This is a genomic window from Streptomyces sp. SYP-A7185 (genome assembly GCF_046103685.1).
GTDB lineage: Bacteria > Actinomycetota > Actinomycetes > Streptomycetales > Streptomycetaceae > Streptomyces.
In genome coordinates, this window is sequence record NZ_CP122310.1 from 6,196,396 (window position 1) to 6,213,007 (window position 16,612).

16 protein-coding genes are annotated in these 16,612 nt (G+C 72.3%); 9 read left to right on the forward strand and 7 right to left on the reverse strand.

The genetic code is table 11. The annotated features are described in order from the left end of the window. The first annotated feature begins 19 nt into the window (after positions 1-19). Entirely contained in the window at positions 20-1,618 is a 1,599-nt protein-coding gene (locus tag QBL25_RS27330; protein ID WP_409059609.1) for a Na+/H+ antiporter, read from the forward strand. Here QBL25_RS27330 and QBL25_RS27335 read toward each other — a convergent pair. The 3 genes from QBL25_RS27335 to QBL25_RS27345 form a co-directional block, all read right to left on the reverse strand. Next, positions 1,597-2,571, reverse strand: coding sequence for a 1-aminocyclopropane-1-carboxylate deaminase/D-cysteine desulfhydrase (locus tag QBL25_RS27335; RefSeq protein ID WP_409059610.1), 975 nt, complete (start codon positions 2,569-2,571; stop codon positions 1,597-1,599). The two genes, QBL25_RS27330 and QBL25_RS27335, sit on opposite strands and share 22 nt — an antisense overlap. 124 nt (positions 2,572-2,695) lie before the next feature. Continuing rightward, entirely contained in the window at positions 2,696-3,286 is a 591-nt protein-coding gene (locus QBL25_RS27340; RefSeq protein WP_409059611.1) for an N-acetylmuramoyl-L-alanine amidase, read from the reverse strand. A 137-nt stretch (positions 3,287-3,423) separates the two neighbouring features. Continuing rightward, positions 3,424-3,672, reverse strand: a complete 249-nt coding sequence (locus tag QBL25_RS27345; protein ID WP_409059612.1) for a hypothetical protein — start codon at positions 3,670-3,672, stop codon at positions 3,424-3,426. 254 nt (positions 3,673-3,926) lie between these two features. On the opposite strand from QBL25_RS27345, the gene QBL25_RS27350 reads away from it, so the two are divergent. The 7 genes from QBL25_RS27350 (at position 3,927) to QBL25_RS27380 (ending at position 10,507) form a co-directional block, all read left to right on the forward strand. Further along, positions 3,927-5,333, forward strand: coding sequence for a family 2B encapsulin nanocompartment shell protein (locus QBL25_RS27350; protein WP_409059613.1), 1,407 nt, complete (start codon positions 3,927-3,929; stop codon positions 5,331-5,333). A 96-nt stretch (positions 5,334-5,429) separates the two neighbouring features. Beyond that, a complete protein-coding gene (locus QBL25_RS27355; protein ID WP_409059614.1) occupies positions 5,430-6,545 on the forward strand; it encodes a family 2 encapsulin nanocompartment cargo protein polyprenyl transferase in 1,116 nt (371 codons plus the stop codon). Positions 6,546-6,760: 215 nt separating this feature from the next. Next, positions 6,761-7,381 carry a GNAT family N-acetyltransferase gene (locus QBL25_RS27360; RefSeq protein WP_409059615.1) on the forward strand — a complete coding sequence of 207 codons (621 nt, stop codon included), beginning with the start codon at positions 6,761-6,763 and terminating at the stop codon, positions 7,379-7,381. Positions 7,382-7,446: 65 nt separating this feature from the next. Continuing rightward, a complete protein-coding gene (locus QBL25_RS27365) occupies positions 7,447-8,211 on the forward strand; it encodes an ANTAR domain-containing protein (RefSeq protein WP_409059616.1) in 765 nt (254 codons plus the stop codon). A gap of 56 nt (positions 8,212-8,267) precedes the next feature. Further along, complete coding sequence (locus QBL25_RS27370) at positions 8,268-8,864, forward strand: dihydrofolate reductase family protein (RefSeq protein ID WP_409059617.1); 597 nt, start codon at positions 8,268-8,270, stop codon at positions 8,862-8,864. A gap of 43 nt (positions 8,865-8,907) precedes the next feature. Next, complete coding sequence (locus QBL25_RS27375) at positions 8,908-9,198, forward strand: hypothetical protein (protein WP_409059618.1); 291 nt, start codon at positions 8,908-8,910, stop codon at positions 9,196-9,198. 118 nt (positions 9,199-9,316) lie between these two features. Beyond that, positions 9,317-10,507 carry an HAD-IA family hydrolase gene (locus QBL25_RS27380; protein WP_409059619.1) on the forward strand — a complete coding sequence of 397 codons (1,191 nt, stop codon included), beginning with the start codon at positions 9,317-9,319 and terminating at the stop codon, positions 10,505-10,507. A gap of 17 nt (positions 10,508-10,524) precedes the next feature. On the opposite strand, the gene QBL25_RS27385 is transcribed toward QBL25_RS27380, so the two are convergent. The 3 genes from QBL25_RS27385 to QBL25_RS27395 all read right to left on the reverse strand — a co-directional run bounded on the left by QBL25_RS27385 (position 10,525) and on the right by QBL25_RS27395 (position 14,666). Continuing rightward, the gene (locus QBL25_RS27385; protein ID WP_409059620.1) at positions 10,525-10,992 is read right to left on the reverse strand and encodes a pyridoxamine 5'-phosphate oxidase family protein; all 468 of its coding nucleotides are present in this window, start codon (positions 10,990-10,992) and stop codon (positions 10,525-10,527) included. 96 nt (positions 10,993-11,088) lie between these two features. Next, positions 11,089-13,116, reverse strand: a complete 2,028-nt coding sequence (locus QBL25_RS27390) for a GTP-binding protein (protein WP_409059621.1) — start codon at positions 13,114-13,116, stop codon at positions 11,089-11,091. A 131-nt stretch (positions 13,117-13,247) separates the two neighbouring features. Continuing rightward, positions 13,248-14,666, reverse strand: coding sequence for an FAD/NAD(P)-binding protein (locus QBL25_RS27395; RefSeq protein WP_409059622.1), 1,419 nt, complete (start codon positions 14,664-14,666; stop codon positions 13,248-13,250). A 190-nt stretch (positions 14,667-14,856) separates the two neighbouring features. Here QBL25_RS27395 and QBL25_RS27400 point away from each other — a divergent pair, with 190 nt between their 5' ends. Next, positions 14,857-15,963: a LuxR C-terminal-related transcriptional regulator gene (locus tag QBL25_RS27400; RefSeq protein ID WP_409059623.1), complete on the forward strand. Its 1,107-nt coding sequence runs from the start codon at positions 14,857-14,859 to the stop codon at positions 15,961-15,963. A gap of 151 nt (positions 15,964-16,114) precedes the next feature. Here the strand turns inward: QBL25_RS27400 and sodN are convergent, their stop codons facing one another. Further along, entirely contained in the window at positions 16,115-16,510 is a 396-nt protein-coding gene (gene sodN, locus QBL25_RS27405) for a superoxide dismutase, Ni (RefSeq protein ID WP_160507177.1), read from the reverse strand. Positions 16,511-16,612: the final 102 nt, after the last annotated feature.

Consider the following 16,612-nt stretch of genomic DNA (forward strand, 5'->3'; position numbering starts at 1 on the left):
GTGGCGGAGGGCCTGACCCATGGACGTACTGCCCCTGGTGGCATTGATCGCGGCGAGTGCCGCCGTGGCCGGCGCCGCGCGCCGGACACCGGTGCCCGCACCGCTGCTCCTCGTCGCGGTGGGCCTCGTGGCCGCCTACGTGCCCGGGGTCCCGGACTACCACCTGGACCCGCACATCGTGCTGCCGCTGATCCTGCCGCCCCTGCTGCACACCGCGGCCCTGGAGAGCTCGTACCTCGATCTGCGCGCCAACATCAGACCCGTGGCGCTGCTCTCGGTCGGGTACACGCTGTTCGCCACCCTCGCCGTCGGCTATCTCGCCTATCTGCTGATCCCCGACCTGCCGCTGACCGCCGCGCTGGTCCTGGGCGCGGTGATCGCGCCGCCGGACGCGGTCGCGGCCACGGCGATCGCGCGGAAGGTGGGCCTGCCCTCCCGGATCACCACGATCCTCCAGGGCGAGTCGCTGGTGAACGACGCGACCGCGATCACCGCCTACAAGGTCGCCCTCGCGGCGGCCGTCGGCGAGGGCGCGAGCTGGTCGGGCGGCGTCAAGGAGTTCCTGGTCGCCGCGGTCGGCGGGGTCGGGGTCGGGCTCGTCCTCATGGTGCCGATCCACTGGCTGCGCCGGCACCTGAAGGAGGCGGTGCTCCTGAACACCCTCTCCTTGCTGATCCCCTTCGTCGCGTACGCGGCCGCCGAGCAGGTGGGGGCCTCCGGAGTGCTCGCCGTGGTCGTCGTCGCCCTCTTCCTGGGGCACCGCTCCTGGGAGGTCGACTTCGAGACGCGACTCCAGGAGGCCGCCGTGTGGAAGGTGGTCGCGTTCATCCTGGAGTCGGCCGTCTTCGCGCTCATCGGCCTCCAGTTGCCGCTGGTGCTCAAGGGGCTCGGCGAGTACAGCGGCATCCAGGCGGCCTGGTACGCCCTCGGCGTCTTCCTGCTGGTCGTCCTCTCGCGGTTCGTGTGGTCCTATCCGGCGACCTATCTGCCGCGGATGCTGTCCAAGCGCATCAAGGAGCGGGAGAGCGACATGGACTGGCGGCGGCCGCTCATCGTCAGCTGGGCCGGCATGCGCGGCGTGGTGTCGCTGGCGATCGCCTTCTCCATCCCGCTCGTCATGGACGACGGGGAGCCGTTCCCCGCGCGCAACCTCGTCCTGTTCCTGACCTTCACCACGGTGATCGGCACCCTGGTCGTCCAGGGGCTCTCGCTGCCGTGGCTGATCCGGGCCCTGAAGCTGCCGGGGCGTGACGTCCAGGCGGAGACGCTCGCGGAGGCGCAGGCGCAGAACGCCGCCTCGCAGGCCGCGGAGCAGCGGGTGGAGGAACTCATGCGGGACGAGCGCAACTGCCTCCCACAGCCCCTCCAGGACCGTCTGCGCACCGTCCTGGAACGGCGCCGCAACTCCGTGTGGGAGCGGCTCGGCCAACCCAACCCCGTCACGGGGGAGTCGGCCGACGACACGTACCGCAGGCTCGCCCGGGAGGCGATCGCGGCGGAGCGGGAGGTGTTCGTGACGATGCGGGACGAGCGGCGCATCGACGACGAGATGATGCGCACGCTCCTGCGGAAGCTGGACCTGGAGGAGGCGGCGGCCTACCGGGAGGTCGAGGACTGAGCCGCGGGGCCGCCGGGGTCCGCGGGACCGGCGGGTTCCGCGGGACCGACGGGTTCCGCGGCGGTGATCACCGCCGTGACCGTGGCGCCCGGCGGGAAGGCGCCCTCTTCGGAGAGGGCCGTCAGCGCGTACAGGAGCTTGGCCACGTAGACGCGCTCCACGGGCAGGCCGTGCCGGTCCTCGAAGTCGTCCGCGAACGCGGTGAGTCCGGGTGTCGTACGGGCGAAACCGCCGAAGTGGAAGCGCTCGTCCAGATGCCAGTTGGCGGTGGGCGCGCCGAAGGTCCGCTCCTGGAGCGCCCGTGTCCCGGCGCCGAGGAAGCCGCCCTTGAGCACCGGTATGCCGAGGGCGCGCTGGCCGGGGGCGAGGCCCGCGGCCAGGCCGGCCAGGGTGCCGCCAGTGCCGCAGGCCACGGCCGCCGTGTGGGCGTGGCCGCGCAGCTCCTCGCCCAGAGCCGTACAGCCCCGCACCGCAAGGGAGTTGCTGCCCCCTTCGGGGATGACGTAGGGATCTGCGGCGCCCAGCGTGCTCAGGAGGGCGGCCAGGACCTCCGGTTCGGTCTTCCTGCGGTAGGTGGCGCGGTCGACGAAGTGCAGGCGCATCCCGTCGGCCGCGCACCGGGCCAGCGACGGGTTCAGGGGGCGGTCGGCGAGTTCGTGGCCGCGGACGACGCCGATCGTGCGCACGCCGAGGAGGCGGCCCGCCGCGGCGGTCGCCCTGAGGTGGTTGGAGTAGGCGCCGCCGAAGGTCAGCAGGGACCCGTGCCCCGCCGCGACGGCGGCGTCCAGGTTGAGGGAGAGCTTGCGGTACTTGTTGCCCGGGAGGTCCGGGTGGATGAGGTCGTCCCGCTTGAGCGTGAGGGTGATCCCGTGCCGCGCGAACCGGTCGTCCCGCAGCTCCTGGAGCGGGGACGGCAGCGCGGGGCGCGGGATGGCCGGCGGGGTGGTGCTCACCCCGCCATTCTGCCCGGCGCCGCGGCGGCGGGCACGGTCACGGTCCGCCGGCCCGGACCCCTTGTCCGTCCGGGCCTTCGGGTGCTTGTCTGTCCGGGCCTCCGGGTGCGTGCTGTCCGCGCCTCTACTTGAGGCGTTCCTCGATGCGGGCCCGCATGGCGTTCATGGTGAAGCCCTTGGGGTCGATCTTGCCCGGCTGCCATTCGAGATGGCCGATCACCGAGCGCTGCGTCCAGCCGTGGTGACGGCAGATGGCCGCCGAGACCCGCTCGATCGCGTCCAGCTGCGCCTCGGGCCACGGGTCCTCGCCGTCGCCGAGGTTCTCGCACTCGAAGCCGTAGAAGTGGCGGTTTCCGTCGGTGTTCGCCTCGTTGTCCGGCGGGAGCGCCTTCTCAGCGATGACGGCCCGCAGGACGTCGTCGTCGCCCATGCCCGCGTGGTTGGCGCGGCCGTACCCGACGAGGTGGACGCGGCCGTCCTTGGTGATGACGCCGTGACAGAGCGGGCCGGGCAGTGAGGCGTGCCCGTCGCGGCAGATCTCCACCGTCCGACTGCTGCCCGACGTGACGGTGTGATGGATCATCACGCCGTGCACGGGCCCCCACGGCCCCTTGTGGTTGCGGTTGTGGTGACGCCAGTCGCCGACTTCGACGACCGTCACCTCTTCGTCCTTGAGCACGCCGATGAAGTTGCCCGCGGACATGGGTGGGGCCATGGCCGACTCCTTTGCGGAGCACGACGGCCGCCGGTCGCGAACCGTCTTGTATGTCCGCTTTTACCGGAACCACGGTGCGCCGACCAGCCATTCGGCGTGATTGCGTCGCTGTTCGGGCACCGTGCGAGCCGATCCGGTCAGCCGCGCTGGTCGCCGCCGTGCAGGAACGCGTCGCCGTTCGTCGCGATGTGGGCTTCCAGCGCCTGAAGGGCCTGCTGCGTGGCCTGGGGGGTTCCCGTGCCGTGCTGCTGGGCGTAGTACGCGGCGCCCAGCTTCTTCAGGAGGTCGCCGCCCGTGCGCTGCGCCTGGACCTCGTCGATCTTCTGCTTGCCCTGGTTGAGTCCGCGCTGCGCCTGTTCCTTGGCGCGATCCAGGAAGCCTGCCATTGCCGTCTCCTACGGATTGGTGCGGAAAAGTGCCGATCGGTGCATACCGGCACGAAGGGTATCGGCCGTTGTGTCTCGTTCAACGCATGCACGGATCTTGGAGTTCCCCGCGTCCCCGGCCCCCGCTCCTGGTACGCGGGTGAGTGCCCCGTCTCGCCTGATCCATTCCCGCTCGTTTGTGTAATGGCGCGGGCACTCACCGTGCTGGAAGGGTTACCGACGCAGATCAGCGCTTGATCGGGAGGGCATTGCCAATGTCGGTAGGCGAAGAGGTCCGGGCGGATCAGTCCACGCCACAGCAGAGCCTGGGCACATCGGCCGCACGGAATCTGGCCACCACCACCAAGTCCGCGCCGCAGATGCAGGAGATCAGCTCCCGCTGGCTCCTGCGGACGCTTCCGTGGGTGCAGGTGCAGGGCGGTACGTATCGGGTGAACCGCAGGCTGAGTTACTCGGTCGGCGACGGCCGGGTGACGTTCGTGAAGACCGGGGACCGGGTGCAGGTCATCCCGGCGGAGCTCGGCGAACTGCCGGTCCTGCGGGACTACGAGGACGTCGAGGTCCTGGGGGAGCTGGCGCAGCGCTGCCAGCAGCGGGAGTTCGCCGCGGGTTCGGTCATCACCTCCTTCGGCAGCCAGGCCGACGAGGTGTTCCTGCTCGCGCACGGCAGGGTCGAGAAGATCGGCACCGGGCCGTACGGGGACGACACGGTCCTCGGTTCGCTCGCCGACGGCTCCTACTTCGGCGAGCAGGCCCTGCTCGACCCCGAGGCCATCTGGGAGTACACGACCCGCGCGGTGACCGCCTGCACCGTGCTCACCCTGCCCCGCCAGGACCTGGAGCAGGTGGCCGAGCGCACGGAATCGCTGCGCGAGCACCTGCGGCGGCTGCGGTCCATCCCGGCCCAGCGGACCAACAAGTTCGGCGAGGCGCCCATCGACCTCTCCGCGGGACACGTCGGCGAGGCCGTGCTGCCGGGCACCTTCGTCGACTACGAATCAGCACCGCGTGAGTACGAACTGAGCGTCGCCCAGACCGTTCTGCGCATCCACACGCGCGTGGCCGACCTCTACAACCAGCCGATGAACCAGACCGAGCACCAGCTGCGGCTCACGGTCGAGGCGCTCAAGGAGCGCCAGGAGCACGAGCTGATCAACAACCGCGAGTTCGGTCTGCTCAACAACTGCGAGTACGAACAGCGGCTCCAGCCGCACGACGGCGTGCCGAGCCCGGACGACCTGGACGAACTGCTCAGCCGCAGGCGGGGATCGAAGCTCTTCCTCGCCCATCCGCGCGCCATCTCCGCGTTCGGCCGCGAGCTCAACAAGCGCGGTCTCGTGCCGGAGACCATCGACATGGGCGGCCACCGCATCCCCACCTGGCGCGGCGTGCCGATCTATCCCTGCAACAAGATCCCGGTCACCGAGGCCCGCACCACCTCGATCATCTGCATGCGTACGGGCGAGGAGGAGCAGGGCGTCGTCGGCCTCCACCAGGCCGGCATCCCGGACGAGATCGAGCCGAGCCTGTCCGTGCGCTTCATGGGGATCAGCGAGCAGGCGATCATCTCGTACCTCGTGTCGACCTACTACTCCGCGGCGGTCCTGGTGCCGGACGCGCTGGGCGTGCTGGAGAACGTCGAGATCGGCCGCTGGCGATGAGGCCGTGTCTGCGGGCGCGCCACCGGGTAGACCCTTTCCGTACGCGCCCGCAGGCCCAGGAACCGCCACCGTCCGCATCCTCCCCGGGGTGAGTCCATGACGGACACGACGACGGACAGGTCGGAGAAGCAGGAAGAGCACGAGGGACACGACGGTCACGACGGACACGAGGAACACGAGGGCCGGGCGGGGCACGACGCGCCCGAGGCCGCGGAGATCCTCACGGCGGCGCGGCTGCGCGTCGACCCGGAGCTGCGCCGGGCGGTCGACTCGCTGCCCGGGGCCATGCGCCGCATCGCGCTCTACCACTTCGGCTGGGAACACGCGGACGGCACACCGGCGGCCGGGCACGCGGGCAAGGCCATCAGGCCCGCGCTCGTGCTCGCCGCGGTGCGGGCGCTCGGCGGGGACCAGGCCCTGGCCGTCCGGGCCGCGGCGGCGGTGGAGCTGACCCACAACTTCACCCTGCTGCACGACGACGTCATCGACGGGGACACCACCCGCAGGCACCGGCCCACCGCCTGGACCGTGTTCGGCGAGGCCGACGCGATCCTGGCCGGTGACGCGCTCCAGGCACTGGCGCAGCGGCTGCTCGCCGAGGACCCGCACCCCGGGGCCCCGGCGGCGGCCGCCCGGCTCGCTTCCTGCGTGGTCGAGCTCTGCGCGGGCCAGCACGCCGACGCCGCGCTGGAGCGGCGCGGCCCCGACGAGGTCACGCTCGACGAGTGCCTCGCCATGGCCGAGGCCAAGACGGGTGCGCTCCTTGGCTGCGCCTGTGCGGTGGGGGCGCTGTACGCGGGGGCGGGGCGCGGCGTGGTGGACGCGCTGGACGGGTTCGGCCGCGAGGCCGGGCTCGCCTTCCAGCTCATCGACGACGTGATCGGCATCTGGGGCGATCCGGGGCACACGGGCAAGCCGGCCCGTGCCGACCTCGCGGCCCGCAAGAAGTCCCTGCCGGTGGTCGCCGCACTGGCGTCCGGCACCCCGGCCGCCGCCGAACTGGCCGAGCTGTACGGACGTCCGTCGGCCGACGGCGACCTGGACCGCATGGCGCGCGCCGTGGAGGCGGCGGGCGGCAAGGACTGGGCGCTGCTGCACGCGGGCGACCGGATGTCCCGCGCGATCAACCAACTGGCCGGCGCGGTGCCGGCCCCCGAGGCGGCGGGCGGCCTGCTGACGCTCGCGGAGTTCGTGACGCGGCGCTCGTACTGAACGTCCGCACCTCTCCGAGAAGACCGCGGGCAAGTACCCGGCGGCCGTTCGCCACCGTGAGCCCCGCGCCCTGCCGAGCCCCGCGCCCTGCCGAGATCCGGTCAGGGTGCGGGGCTCACCCGTGCGCCGGGTCCCGATCGCCTAGGCTGCCACCGAGGCAACCGGTGGGGCGGTACGCGCAGTTGGGCGTGGCCGTGGGGCGAAGGGGCGGGCTGGTGGGCGTAGTCATACGGAGGGCCGGGGAGAGCGACCGGGCGGACGTGGTCCGGCTGCTCGACGAGGCGTTCCAGGACGATCCGGTGAGCAGCTGGGTCTTCCCCGAGGCGGAGTACCGCCGCCGCAGGCACGGCGCTCTGATGGAAGGCTTCCTCGACCTCGCCCTGAGCCTGGGCCACGTGGACGTCACGGAGGACGGTTCGGCCGTCGCGCTGTGGTGGTCCGTCCCCGCGGGCGAGGACGACGACGCGGAGGAGGGCCCCGCGCGGCTGCGCGCCGCCGTGGACCCGGACAACGCCCGGATCGAGGAGATCGCCCGGCTGACCGGTGAGGCGCATCCGACCGACCGCCCCCACCAGTACTTGCACATGATCGGTGTGAGCCCCGGACGGCAGGGCGAAGGTCTGGGCACCGCGCTGATCGGCGCCGTGCTCGAACGCTGCGACCGGGAGGGGGCGCACGCCTATCTGGAGGCGAGCAACAGCCGCAGCCGCGCGCTCTACGAGCGGCTCGGATTCCGTTTCACCGGAAGCACCGTCGATCTGCCGGACGGCCCGCGGTTGTGGCCGATGTGGCGGGAGCCGGAGCCTTTCGTCACGGACGGTGGCGGCACCGGCTGATTCGCATAAAGTCGTTGCAGCACCGCTGTGTTGTCCATGGACACAACGAAGGGGGGGTGGGCCCCGTGTCCCGTGAAATGACCCGAGAGGTGACCGGCGCGGCATCCCGCGAGCGACTTCTGGCGGAGGCTTTCGTGGAGCTGGCCGACTCCTTGACCGACGATTTCGACGTGACCGAGTTTCTGCGGAGCCTCGCCGTGCGTTGCGTGGAACTCCTGGGCGTCTCGGCCGCGGGCGTCCTGCTGGCCGATTCCGAGGGCGAGTTGCAGCTCGTGGCGGCGTCCGGACGGCACGCCTGGGTGCGCGACCTGTTCTCGCAGCAGCGGGACCAGGGCCCGTGCCTGGACTGCCATCGCTCCGGGACGGCCTACGCGAACGTCGCGCTGGGCGGCCTGGAGGCGAACACCGCCTGGCCGCGGTTCACCACGCGTGCCAGGGCGGCCGGTTACGAGATGACGCAGGTGCTGCCCCTGCGCCAGGGCGATCAGGCGCTCGGCACGCTGAACCTCTTCCAGGCGAAGCCGCGGGTGATGGGACCCGACGAGATCGCGCTCGCGCAGGCCCTCGCGGATGTCGCCACGATCGCCATACTCCAGCGGCGTTCCCTGGAGCAGAGCCAGGTGGAGCGGGGCCAGTTGCAGCATGCGCTCACCAGCCGGATCGCCATCGAGCAGGCGAAGGGCACGCTCGCCGAGCGCTGGCACTGCACGGTCGACGAGGCGTTCGGGGCCCTGCGACGCCATGCGCGGGCGCATCGGCTCCGGCTGACGGAGTGCGCACAGCAGGTGGTGACGGGGGAACTCGACACCGAAAGCATTCAGCGGGGCTGACGCAGTACAAGAGCACCGCCCGGACCACGAGAAGCACACCCGAGTCAGGAGCTCCCTTGCGCAAGCTCGTCTACTTCGTCGCCGTGTCGATCGACGGATTCATCGGGGACCGGAGCGGTGACGCGGAATCCTTCATGCGGTTCGTGGACGAGGAGTTCCTGGAGTTTCTCCGCTCGGAGTATCCCGAGACCGTTCCTGTGCAGGGCCGCCGGATGCTCGGTCTCGAAGACGCGGAGAACAAGCACTTCGACACGGTCGTCCAGGGCAGGGGCAGCTACCGCCTCGCCCTGGACGCCGGCATCACGAGCCCGTACGGGCACCTGCGCGAGTACGTGGCGTCCACCACCCTCGACAAGTCGCCCGATCCGAACGTCGAGATCATCTCCGGCGACCCGGCCGGCAAGATCCGCGAACTCAAGCAGGAGGACGGCGAGCTCGACATCTGGCTGTGCGGCGGCGCGAAGATCGCGGGTGAGCTGCGGGACGAGATCGACGAGCTGGTGGTCAAGACGTATCCGCTGCTGCTGGGGACCGGTATGCCGATGTTCGACGGGGGCGCGGGCGCGGAGACGGTGACAGTTGAGTTCACGCTCGAATCGACCCGTACCTTCGGCAACGGCCTCGTCGTGCGGAGCTACCGCAGGAACCCCTGACGCCCGGCTTTCCGGCCGCCGTGCGCCGCCCTACCCTGGACGTATGGGCAGCGACGGGAGCCGCTCCGGCCCCCGCCCGCAGCGCGAGCCGGTGTGCGCGACCTGCGGACGGCCAGTCGGTACGGCCATCAAGCGGCGCAAGGTGCTCGGGGCGTACGTCCCCGTGTGGGGCCCCGGCCCTTGCCACAACCCGCAGTGCGGCGCGTGCGTCGACGAACCCGCGGAGCGCGGGTCCGCGGAGCGCGAGCCGACGGTCGGCGACGAGACACCGTCTCCCGCACCCACTCCCACTCCCGCCCCCTCTCCCTCTACCTCTCCCTCCGAGGACGACTGAGCCGCAGGGGGAGGGCAACGGACACGTCCAGGGCGCGCCCCTGCGGAAAGCGGCCGCGGTCTGAGGAGTAGGCCACATCCGTCCCACGGGCCACGGGGGACATCTGCATCATGGGCTCATGGACATGACCGAGCGGGACCACCCGGGCGACGGACCGCGCGCCCAGCACGCCCAGCACGCCCAGCACGCCCACGCGCCCGGCGACGGAAGCGGCGACGCGCCCCGCGTGCGGCACGCCCGCCCCGCCGATCTGCCGCGCGTCGTGGAACTCGTCGCCGAGCACGCCGCGTACGAGAAGGGCACCCCGCCGGCCCCCGGCCTCGACCGGCGCCTGCACACCCTCCTCTTCGAGGTGCCGGACCCGCGGCTGCGCTGTCTGGTGGCCGAGCTGCCCGGCGGCGAGGTCGTCGGCTACGCCACGTGCGCGCCGGAGATCTCCACCTGGGACGGCGCCGAGTACGTCCACATGGACTGCCTCTTCCTGCGCGACGGCCACCGGGGTCTGGGCCTGGGGGAGCTCCTGACGGACGCGGTGGCGGCGGAGGCCCGCGCACTGGGCCTCACCGAGGTCCAGTGGCAGACCCCCGCGTGGAACGAGGGCGCGATCCGCTTCTACGGCCGCATCGGCGCCGAGGCCAAGGAGAAGCTGCGCTTCACCTGGCAGGTACCGCCCGAGCCGCGAAAGCACGCCGATCCGCTGCCCTTCGACGCCGTTCTGTGCGACCTCGACGGCGTGATCCGCTTCTACGACATGTCCGCCCTGGAGGAGCAGGAGCGCGCCGCGGGCCTCCCGCACGGCAGCATCGCCGAGATCGCCTTCGCGCCCGAGACCGACGGCCCCCTGATGCGCGGGCAGATCGGCAAGCAGGAGTGGGTGGAGGCCATCGCGCGCGGCCTCGCCGACCGCGTGCCCCACGAGCGCGGCCACGCCCTGGGCACCGCGCTCGCCGAGGCCGGTTTCTCCGCCGACGCCACCGTGGTGGACCTGCTGCGGCGGGCCCGCGCGCACCTGCACGTGGCGCTCGTGACGAACGCGACGCCCTGGCTCGCGGCGGACCTGGCCGAACTCGGCATCGACGACCTCGCGCACACCGTGGTCAGCAGCGCGGACGTCGGCATCGTCAAGCCCGACCGGCGGATCTACGAGATCGCCCTGGAGCGCACGGGCATCCCTGCCGAGCGCTGCCTGTTCGTGGACGACCGCAAGGAGAACGTGGAGGCGGCCGTCGCGCTCGGCATGACGGGGCTGCACTACACCGGACCCGACGACCTCCGCGAGGCGCTCGCCCCGCTGCTCGGCCGGGACTGACCCGGGCCGGGCCCCGGCTACCGCACCGTCCACCGCCCGCCCAGCATCAAGTCCCTGCCCTCCAGTTCGTCGGCCTCGCGCCAGGCCTGGAGCCGCTGCGGAGTGATGCGGAAGTAGGTGTAGACGGTGTCGAGCTTGCGCGGGTCGAAGCCGGTCTTCTCGGCGAAGACGTCGAGCTCCTCGGGGCTCAGATCACCGTCGTCCAAGGCGCGTACGGCCCCCTCGATGATGATCACGTCGCGGGTCGGCCCCACGCCGACCCGCGCCTTGCCGGTGCTCCGGAAGTTGCGCCCGGTGACGCTGGCGTCGGGCGTGGCCACCAGCAGGCTCTCGCCCTCCCAGAGGTAGGACAGCGGGATCAGGTACGGGGTCCCGCTGTCCGCGTCGGCGGTGGCCACCCAGGCGTCGATGTCGTGGGCGAGGCGCTTCAGGGTGTCGTGCTTGCGCTGCTCGGGCGTCCGGGGTCCTGCGGCTTCCGCGTTCATGGCTGTTCCTCCAAGTGCGCTGGCACGGGGCGTCGTCTCTCTGACGTTTCACGGCGAGGGAATGTGACAGATGCACGGGAACCGGGGCCCCGGGGCTCAGCGCCGGACACCCGCCACCTCCCGCAAGTACTCCTTGCGGCAGAGCGGGTTGCGGTCGGTGCGCGGCCGGATCGGGGGCTCGCCCCGGACCGGCGCGTACCGCTCGAAGGCGGACTCCAGCTCGCCCTCGCCGCGCGTCAGCGAGGGCAGCAGCTGCTCCAGCGCGTGGACCCGGGCCGCCGGGATCTCGCCCTCGACCACGTACGAGGCTCCGCGTGCGCTCTGGGTGTGCGGGATCGCCCGCAGCCGCGACAGCGCGGGCAGGAGCCAGCCGAACACGTCGTCCGGCACGCTGAGCCGGAAGCGGTGCAGCGGCTCGTGCACCCGTGTGCCCGCCCTGCGCAGCGCGCTCAGGAGGACCAGCGGGGTCATCTGCCGGAAGTCACCGGCCGTGCTCGACATGCTCTTGTCGAAGGTGCCGTGCGCGTGGCTCTGCCGGGGCCAGTAACCGGAGTGGGTCATGGTGATCACGCAGTCGCTCACCTCCCACCCGTGCACCCCCTGCCGCAGGGACTCCCGCACGGTCTCCTCGACGGCGCGGAAGAACGCGTACGGCATCGAACCGAGCTCGACCTCCAGGCGGAACTCCACGCCCGAGCCCGGCACTCCGGGGTCCACGCGCAGCCCGACGGTGGCCAGGAAGGGGTTGTCGTCCTTGTCGATGATCTCGTGGGCGGCTCCGCTGCCGGTCACGCGCTCGACGCAGAGGGTCGTGGTCTCGCGGAACGCGACCGCGATGCCGTACTCGTCGAGGAGGGTCGCCTCGATGACCTCCTTCTGGACCTCGCCGTAGAGGGAGACGTGGACCTCCTGGCGGAGGTCGTCCTGGCGCAGGTCGATCAGCGGGTCCTGCTCGGCGAGCTGGGTGAGCGCCAGATGCAGCGCCCCCTTGTCGCCGGGCCGGGCGGGGACGACGACGGTTTCGAGGGTGGGCGGCGAGAAGTGGTGCCGGCCGCTGCCGCCCCTTCTCCCGTCCGCCCGCGGTACGCCGACGACATCACCGATCCGGATGTCGCCGAGCCCCCACAGCTTTCCGATCTGCCCCGCACGGACTTCTTCGCGCGGGGTCGCCGACCCGCGGTCGAAGACGCTCACCGCGGTGACCTTGCCCTCGCGTCCGCCGCCGAACGGCAGCCGGTCACGGGTGCGGACCGTCCCCGCGAACATCCGTACGTACGCGATCTTCTCCCCGGCGTCCCCGCGCTCGACCTTGAAGACGGTGCCGGATGCCGGGGCGTCGGCGAGCGGGGTGCCGTCCTCGGACGGCAGCAACTCCCGGATGCCCGCGACGAGTTCCGCGACGCCCGCGCCGGTGGCGGCCGAACCGAAGTACACCGGGTGCACCAGCGCCCGCCCGGTCTGCGCGCCCAGCGCGGCGCGCAGCCGCCGGTAGGACAGGCCCGCCTCGTCGTCGACGTACGCGGACAGCAGGTCGTCGTCGTGCGCGGCCAGTACGTCGACGAGGCGGGCGGTGAAGGAGGGGTCGCCGCCGTCGAAGGGCACGAAGGCGCCCTCGCGTCCGCCGAGGTCACGGGGCGCCCCCATGGGGACGATGTCGGGGACGAGCCGCTCGGCGATCTCGCGCAGCAGATCCTCGTGGCGCGCGCCCCGTCGGTCGATCTTGTTCACGAAGACGAGCGTGGGGATGCGGAGCCTGCGCAGCGTCCGCAGGAGGACGCGGGTCTGCGCCTGGACGCCCTCGACGGCGGAGACGACGAGCACGGCGCCGTCGAGCACGCTCAGGACCCGCTCCACCTCGGCGATGAAGTCCGGGTGACCGGGGGTGTCGATGAGGTTGACGGTGACGTCGTCGACGGCGAAGGAGACGACGGCGGACTTGATGGTGATGCCGCGCTGCCGCTCCAGGGCGAGGGAGTCGGTCCGGGTGGTTCCGGCGTCGACGCGACCGATCTCGTCGATGACACCGGCGGCGTGCAGCAGCCGCTCGGTCAGGCTGGTCTTTCCGGCGTCAACGTGCGCCAGGATCCCCAGGTTCAGGGTGCGGGGCGTGCTCGACGTGTGCACTGCGTGTCATGTCCTCTGGGTCGACGGCGATTCCCTTCTGGCTGGACATGAACGAACGGCGCATTGCGTCTCCTTGACGGGTCGGGGTGTGCCGCAAGTGCACCAGGGCGCACGGCGGGACGGCAACCGATTTACCGCGCGGCGATCTCCTTCGCGCACCGGGCGGCCCGGGCCGCCGTGCCCGCGATGCCCGACGTGATGAACGGGCCGCCCCCGGCGAGGTCGCCCACCACGTGCAGCCGCGGGTCGGCCGGAACCAGGCCCCCGGCCGGGTGCGGTGCGGCCCAACCGTCGGCGAGGAGGGCCGTGATCAGCGGCCCGGCCGCCCGCGGGTACGCGCTCGGCGGCGGGTTCACGGCGTTGACGACGGTGTCGAAGGTGCGTTCCCCGTGGTCGCCGTGGACCGTGAAGGCCCCGTCCGCCGCCTCGATCTTGTTCAGGCCCGCGACGGCGGTGAGCTGCCCGGAGTCCCACAGCCGCAGCAGGACGGCGGCGTTCACCGGCACCATCGGGGAGGCCACGCTCGTCGCCAGGCGGAAGTGGCGCCGCAGGCGGGCGCGGTCGGACTCGGGCAGCAGGCGCCACGCGTACGGGCCGACGCTGTGCGCCGTCTCCTGGAGGACCCGGCGGCCGATCCCGGGGTCGTCGACGGCGGCCAGCTGTCGCCGCAGGCGCACCATGGGGTCTTCGGTCCCGGTCGCGAGCAGGTCGGCCACGAAGGCGTCGAAGTCCTCACCCGCTTCGGCCAGTTCGGCGCGCAGCAGCCCGCCGAGGTCGTCGAGGGTGAGGCTGCCGCGCCGCCGGTGCAGCTCCGCCACCCGCTCGGCGGTCACGTGCTGCGGCCGGTGGCCGACCGGGCGCTGCCAGACGTGGGGCAGCACACCGCTGCGGGACAGCAGCGTGATCGGCCCGGTGTGCTCGCGTGCGGCGAGCGCCACGACGACGTCGACCGCGGTCAGGCCGCTCCCGATCACCGCGACGCCGTCGCCGGGCGTGACCCGGTCGAGTGTGCGGGCCAGCGGGTACGGATCGTCCACGTGGCCCGGGGCGCCGGCGAGACCGTAGTGGTCGTGCGGTGTTCCGCCGCCCACGCACAGGGCCAGGTGGTCCGCTTCGTGGGCGCCGCCGTCCTCGGTGCGCAGCGACCAGCGGGCCCCGGACCGGACGGCGCCGGTGACGCGGCCTCTCACGACGCGCACGTGCCGCCCGGCCGCGCGCAGGGCCGCCAGCGCCGTCTCGGCGGTGTGCGCGAGGTAGTCGCCGTACAGCGCGCGCGGGACCAGCGGCTGCCCCAGCCGGTCGTCGAGGTGATCGGCGCCGCGCGCGCCCAGCCACGCCGCGTAGTGCCCGACGTCCGAAGCCCGGATCGACATGAGCGCCGGTGGCGTGTTGACCAGCACCGCGTCCAGGTCCGGTCCGTACGGGCGGCCGCGCCAGAGGTGCGGGGACGGCTCGAACACGGTGATGGTCCCGGGCCCGTCGGCGGTGGCCGCCAGGCCGTCCAGCAGAGCGACCGCTGCGGCACCCGCTCCGACGACTGCGATGTCCATGCTCTTCTCCTTCGCTGCGTGGGCCGCCGCGGACAGGAGCCGCGGCCTCGACGAGCCTCGCCCCCGCCCGCGCCGCGTCCCATCCCTCCCCGGCGGGGACCGGCCGGGAACGACCCCCCTCAGACGAGGGGTTGGCGGCAGGACACGAGGGCGGGCAGGCTGGCCCGCATCAAGACCACGGGGGGTCGCCATGTCCGTCGCACATCGCCGCACCGACGCGCCATCGGCGCACGCCAGAGTGCTCGCGGGCGCGGAGCGGGCCACCGGCCCCCACGACTTCTTCCGGCTGACGTCGGCGGCGCTGCGGCGGCTCGTGCCGTTCGACTCGGCCGTATGGGCGGCCACCGACCCGGAGACCGGCCTCATCACCGCGCCGATGCTGGTGGAGAACCTCGGTCCGAGGGAGGACTGCGCCGCCTACTGGGAGAGCGAGCTCCTGGAGGAGAACGTCCTGCCGTTCCGTGACCTCGCCCGCGCGGCCGTCCCGGTGGCCGGACTGCGCGCGGCCACCGGCGATCTGCCCGCACGCAGCGCGCGCTTCCGCCGGCTGCTCAGGAGCCAGGGCGTGGCCGACGAACTGCGGGCCGTGCTGCGGACCGGCGACCGGCCGTGGGCCGTCATCAGCCTGTTCCGTACGGGCGACGGCGCCGCGTTCGGCCCGGACGAGACCACGCTGCTCGCCGGTCTGTCCGCTCCGCTGGCCTCGCGCCTTCGCCGGTTCGCCCGCCCTTCGCCGTCCGACGGCGCGGCCGACGGGTCCCCGCCCGGCCTGGTGCTCTTCGATCCCTCCGGTGAGCCGACCTCGATCAACGAAGAGGCGCGGCAGCACCTCGCACGGCTCCCCGAAGGCCCCTCCATCCCCACGCCGTTGGGGCTGAGGCTGCCGATCTGGCTGGTCACCACCGCCCTTCAGGCCCGTGCGATCGCCCGGGGCAGGGAGCGGGCGGGCGGGGCGAGGACACGCATCCGGACCGTGGACGGCCGCTGGCTGACGTGCCACGCCTCCTGCCTCAGCGGCCCCGGCGGGCGACCCGGCCCCGTCGCGCTCGTCATCGAACCGGCGGCCGCCGCCGACCGGGCGGTCCTCATGGCCGAGGCGTACGGACTGACGCCGCGCGAGCTCCAGATCACCCTGCTCGTCACGCGCGGGCTGCCCACCGCCGAGATCGCCGCGACGCTGTTCATCTCCCCGCACACCGTGCGCGACCACCTCAAGGCCGTCTTCGGCAAGGCGGAGGTGTCCAGCCGGGGCGAGCTCGTCGCGCGGCTGTTCGCCGGGCACCACCGGCCCGTATGAGGGCAGCACGGCCCGTGCGCGCCTGCGGCCGGGCGGAGAAAGACCGCACCCGGTCCGCCATGGCCACCGTGTTCGGCGGCCCGCGGACCGGGCGCGGTCAGGTGGGCGGTGCGGCCCGCGGAAATCGCGGGTCGGACGGCCCGGCCGAAGATCAGGCCTTCTTGGTCTCCCAGAAGATCTTGTCGATCTGGGCGATGTAGTCCAGCGCCTTCTGGCCCGTGGCCGGGTCCGACGAGCCCTTGGCGGCCGAGAGGGCCTTCAGGGTGTCGTTGACCAGCTGGTGCAGCTCCGGGTACTTCTCGAAGTGCGGGGGCTTGAAGTAGTCGCTCCAGAGCACCGACACGTGGTGCTTGGCGAGCTCCGCGCGCTGCTCCTTGATGCCGATGGCGCGCGTCTGGAACTGCGCGTCGTCGTTGGCGGCCATCTTCTCCTGGACGGCCTTGACCGACTCCGCCTCGATGCGGGCCTGGGCCGGGTCGTACACGCCGCAGGGGAGGTCGCAGTGGGCGCTGACCTTTACCTTGGGGGCAAACAGGCGGGAAAGCATGCAGCGGTCCTTCCTCGTGATCGTCTTCTCAGGTGGGACATTACTCCGTGAGAGGCGGCTTTTCGCGAGTGCCCCCATGGGCTTAGGACAAAAGTCCAGGGT

Excerpts from the sequence above, each read along its gene's own strand:
- QBL25_RS27330 (WP_409059609.1), top strand. The coding sequence starts at position 20 with ATGGACGTACTGCCCCTGGTGGCATTGATCGCGGCGAGTGCCGCCGTG.
- QBL25_RS27340 (WP_409059611.1), bottom strand. The coding sequence starts at position 3,286 with ATGGCCCCACCCATGTCCGCGGGCAACTTCATCGGCGTGCTCAAGGAC.
- QBL25_RS27345 (WP_409059612.1), bottom strand. The coding sequence starts at position 3,672 with ATGGCAGGCTTCCTGGATCGCGCCAAGGAACAGGCGCAGCGCGGACTC.
- QBL25_RS27350 (WP_409059613.1), top strand. The coding sequence starts at position 3,927 with ATGTCGGTAGGCGAAGAGGTCCGGGCGGATCAGTCCACGCCACAGCAG.
- QBL25_RS27355 (WP_409059614.1), top strand. The coding sequence starts at position 5,430 with ATGACGGACACGACGACGGACAGGTCGGAGAAGCAGGAAGAGCACGAG.
- QBL25_RS27375 (WP_409059618.1), top strand. The coding sequence starts at position 8,908 with ATGGGCAGCGACGGGAGCCGCTCCGGCCCCCGCCCGCAGCGCGAGCCG.
- QBL25_RS27380 (WP_409059619.1), top strand. The coding sequence starts at position 9,317 with ATGGACATGACCGAGCGGGACCACCCGGGCGACGGACCGCGCGCCCAG.
- QBL25_RS27385 (WP_409059620.1), bottom strand. The coding sequence starts at position 10,992 with ATGAACGCGGAAGCCGCAGGACCCCGGACGCCCGAGCAGCGCAAGCAC.
- QBL25_RS27395 (WP_409059622.1), bottom strand. The coding sequence starts at position 14,666 with ATGGACATCGCAGTCGTCGGAGCGGGTGCCGCAGCGGTCGCTCTGCTG.
- QBL25_RS27400 (WP_409059623.1), top strand. The coding sequence starts at position 14,857 with ATGTCCGTCGCACATCGCCGCACCGACGCGCCATCGGCGCACGCCAGA.
- sodN (WP_160507177.1), bottom strand. The coding sequence starts at position 16,510 with ATGCTTTCCCGCCTGTTTGCCCCCAAGGTAAAGGTCAGCGCCCACTGC.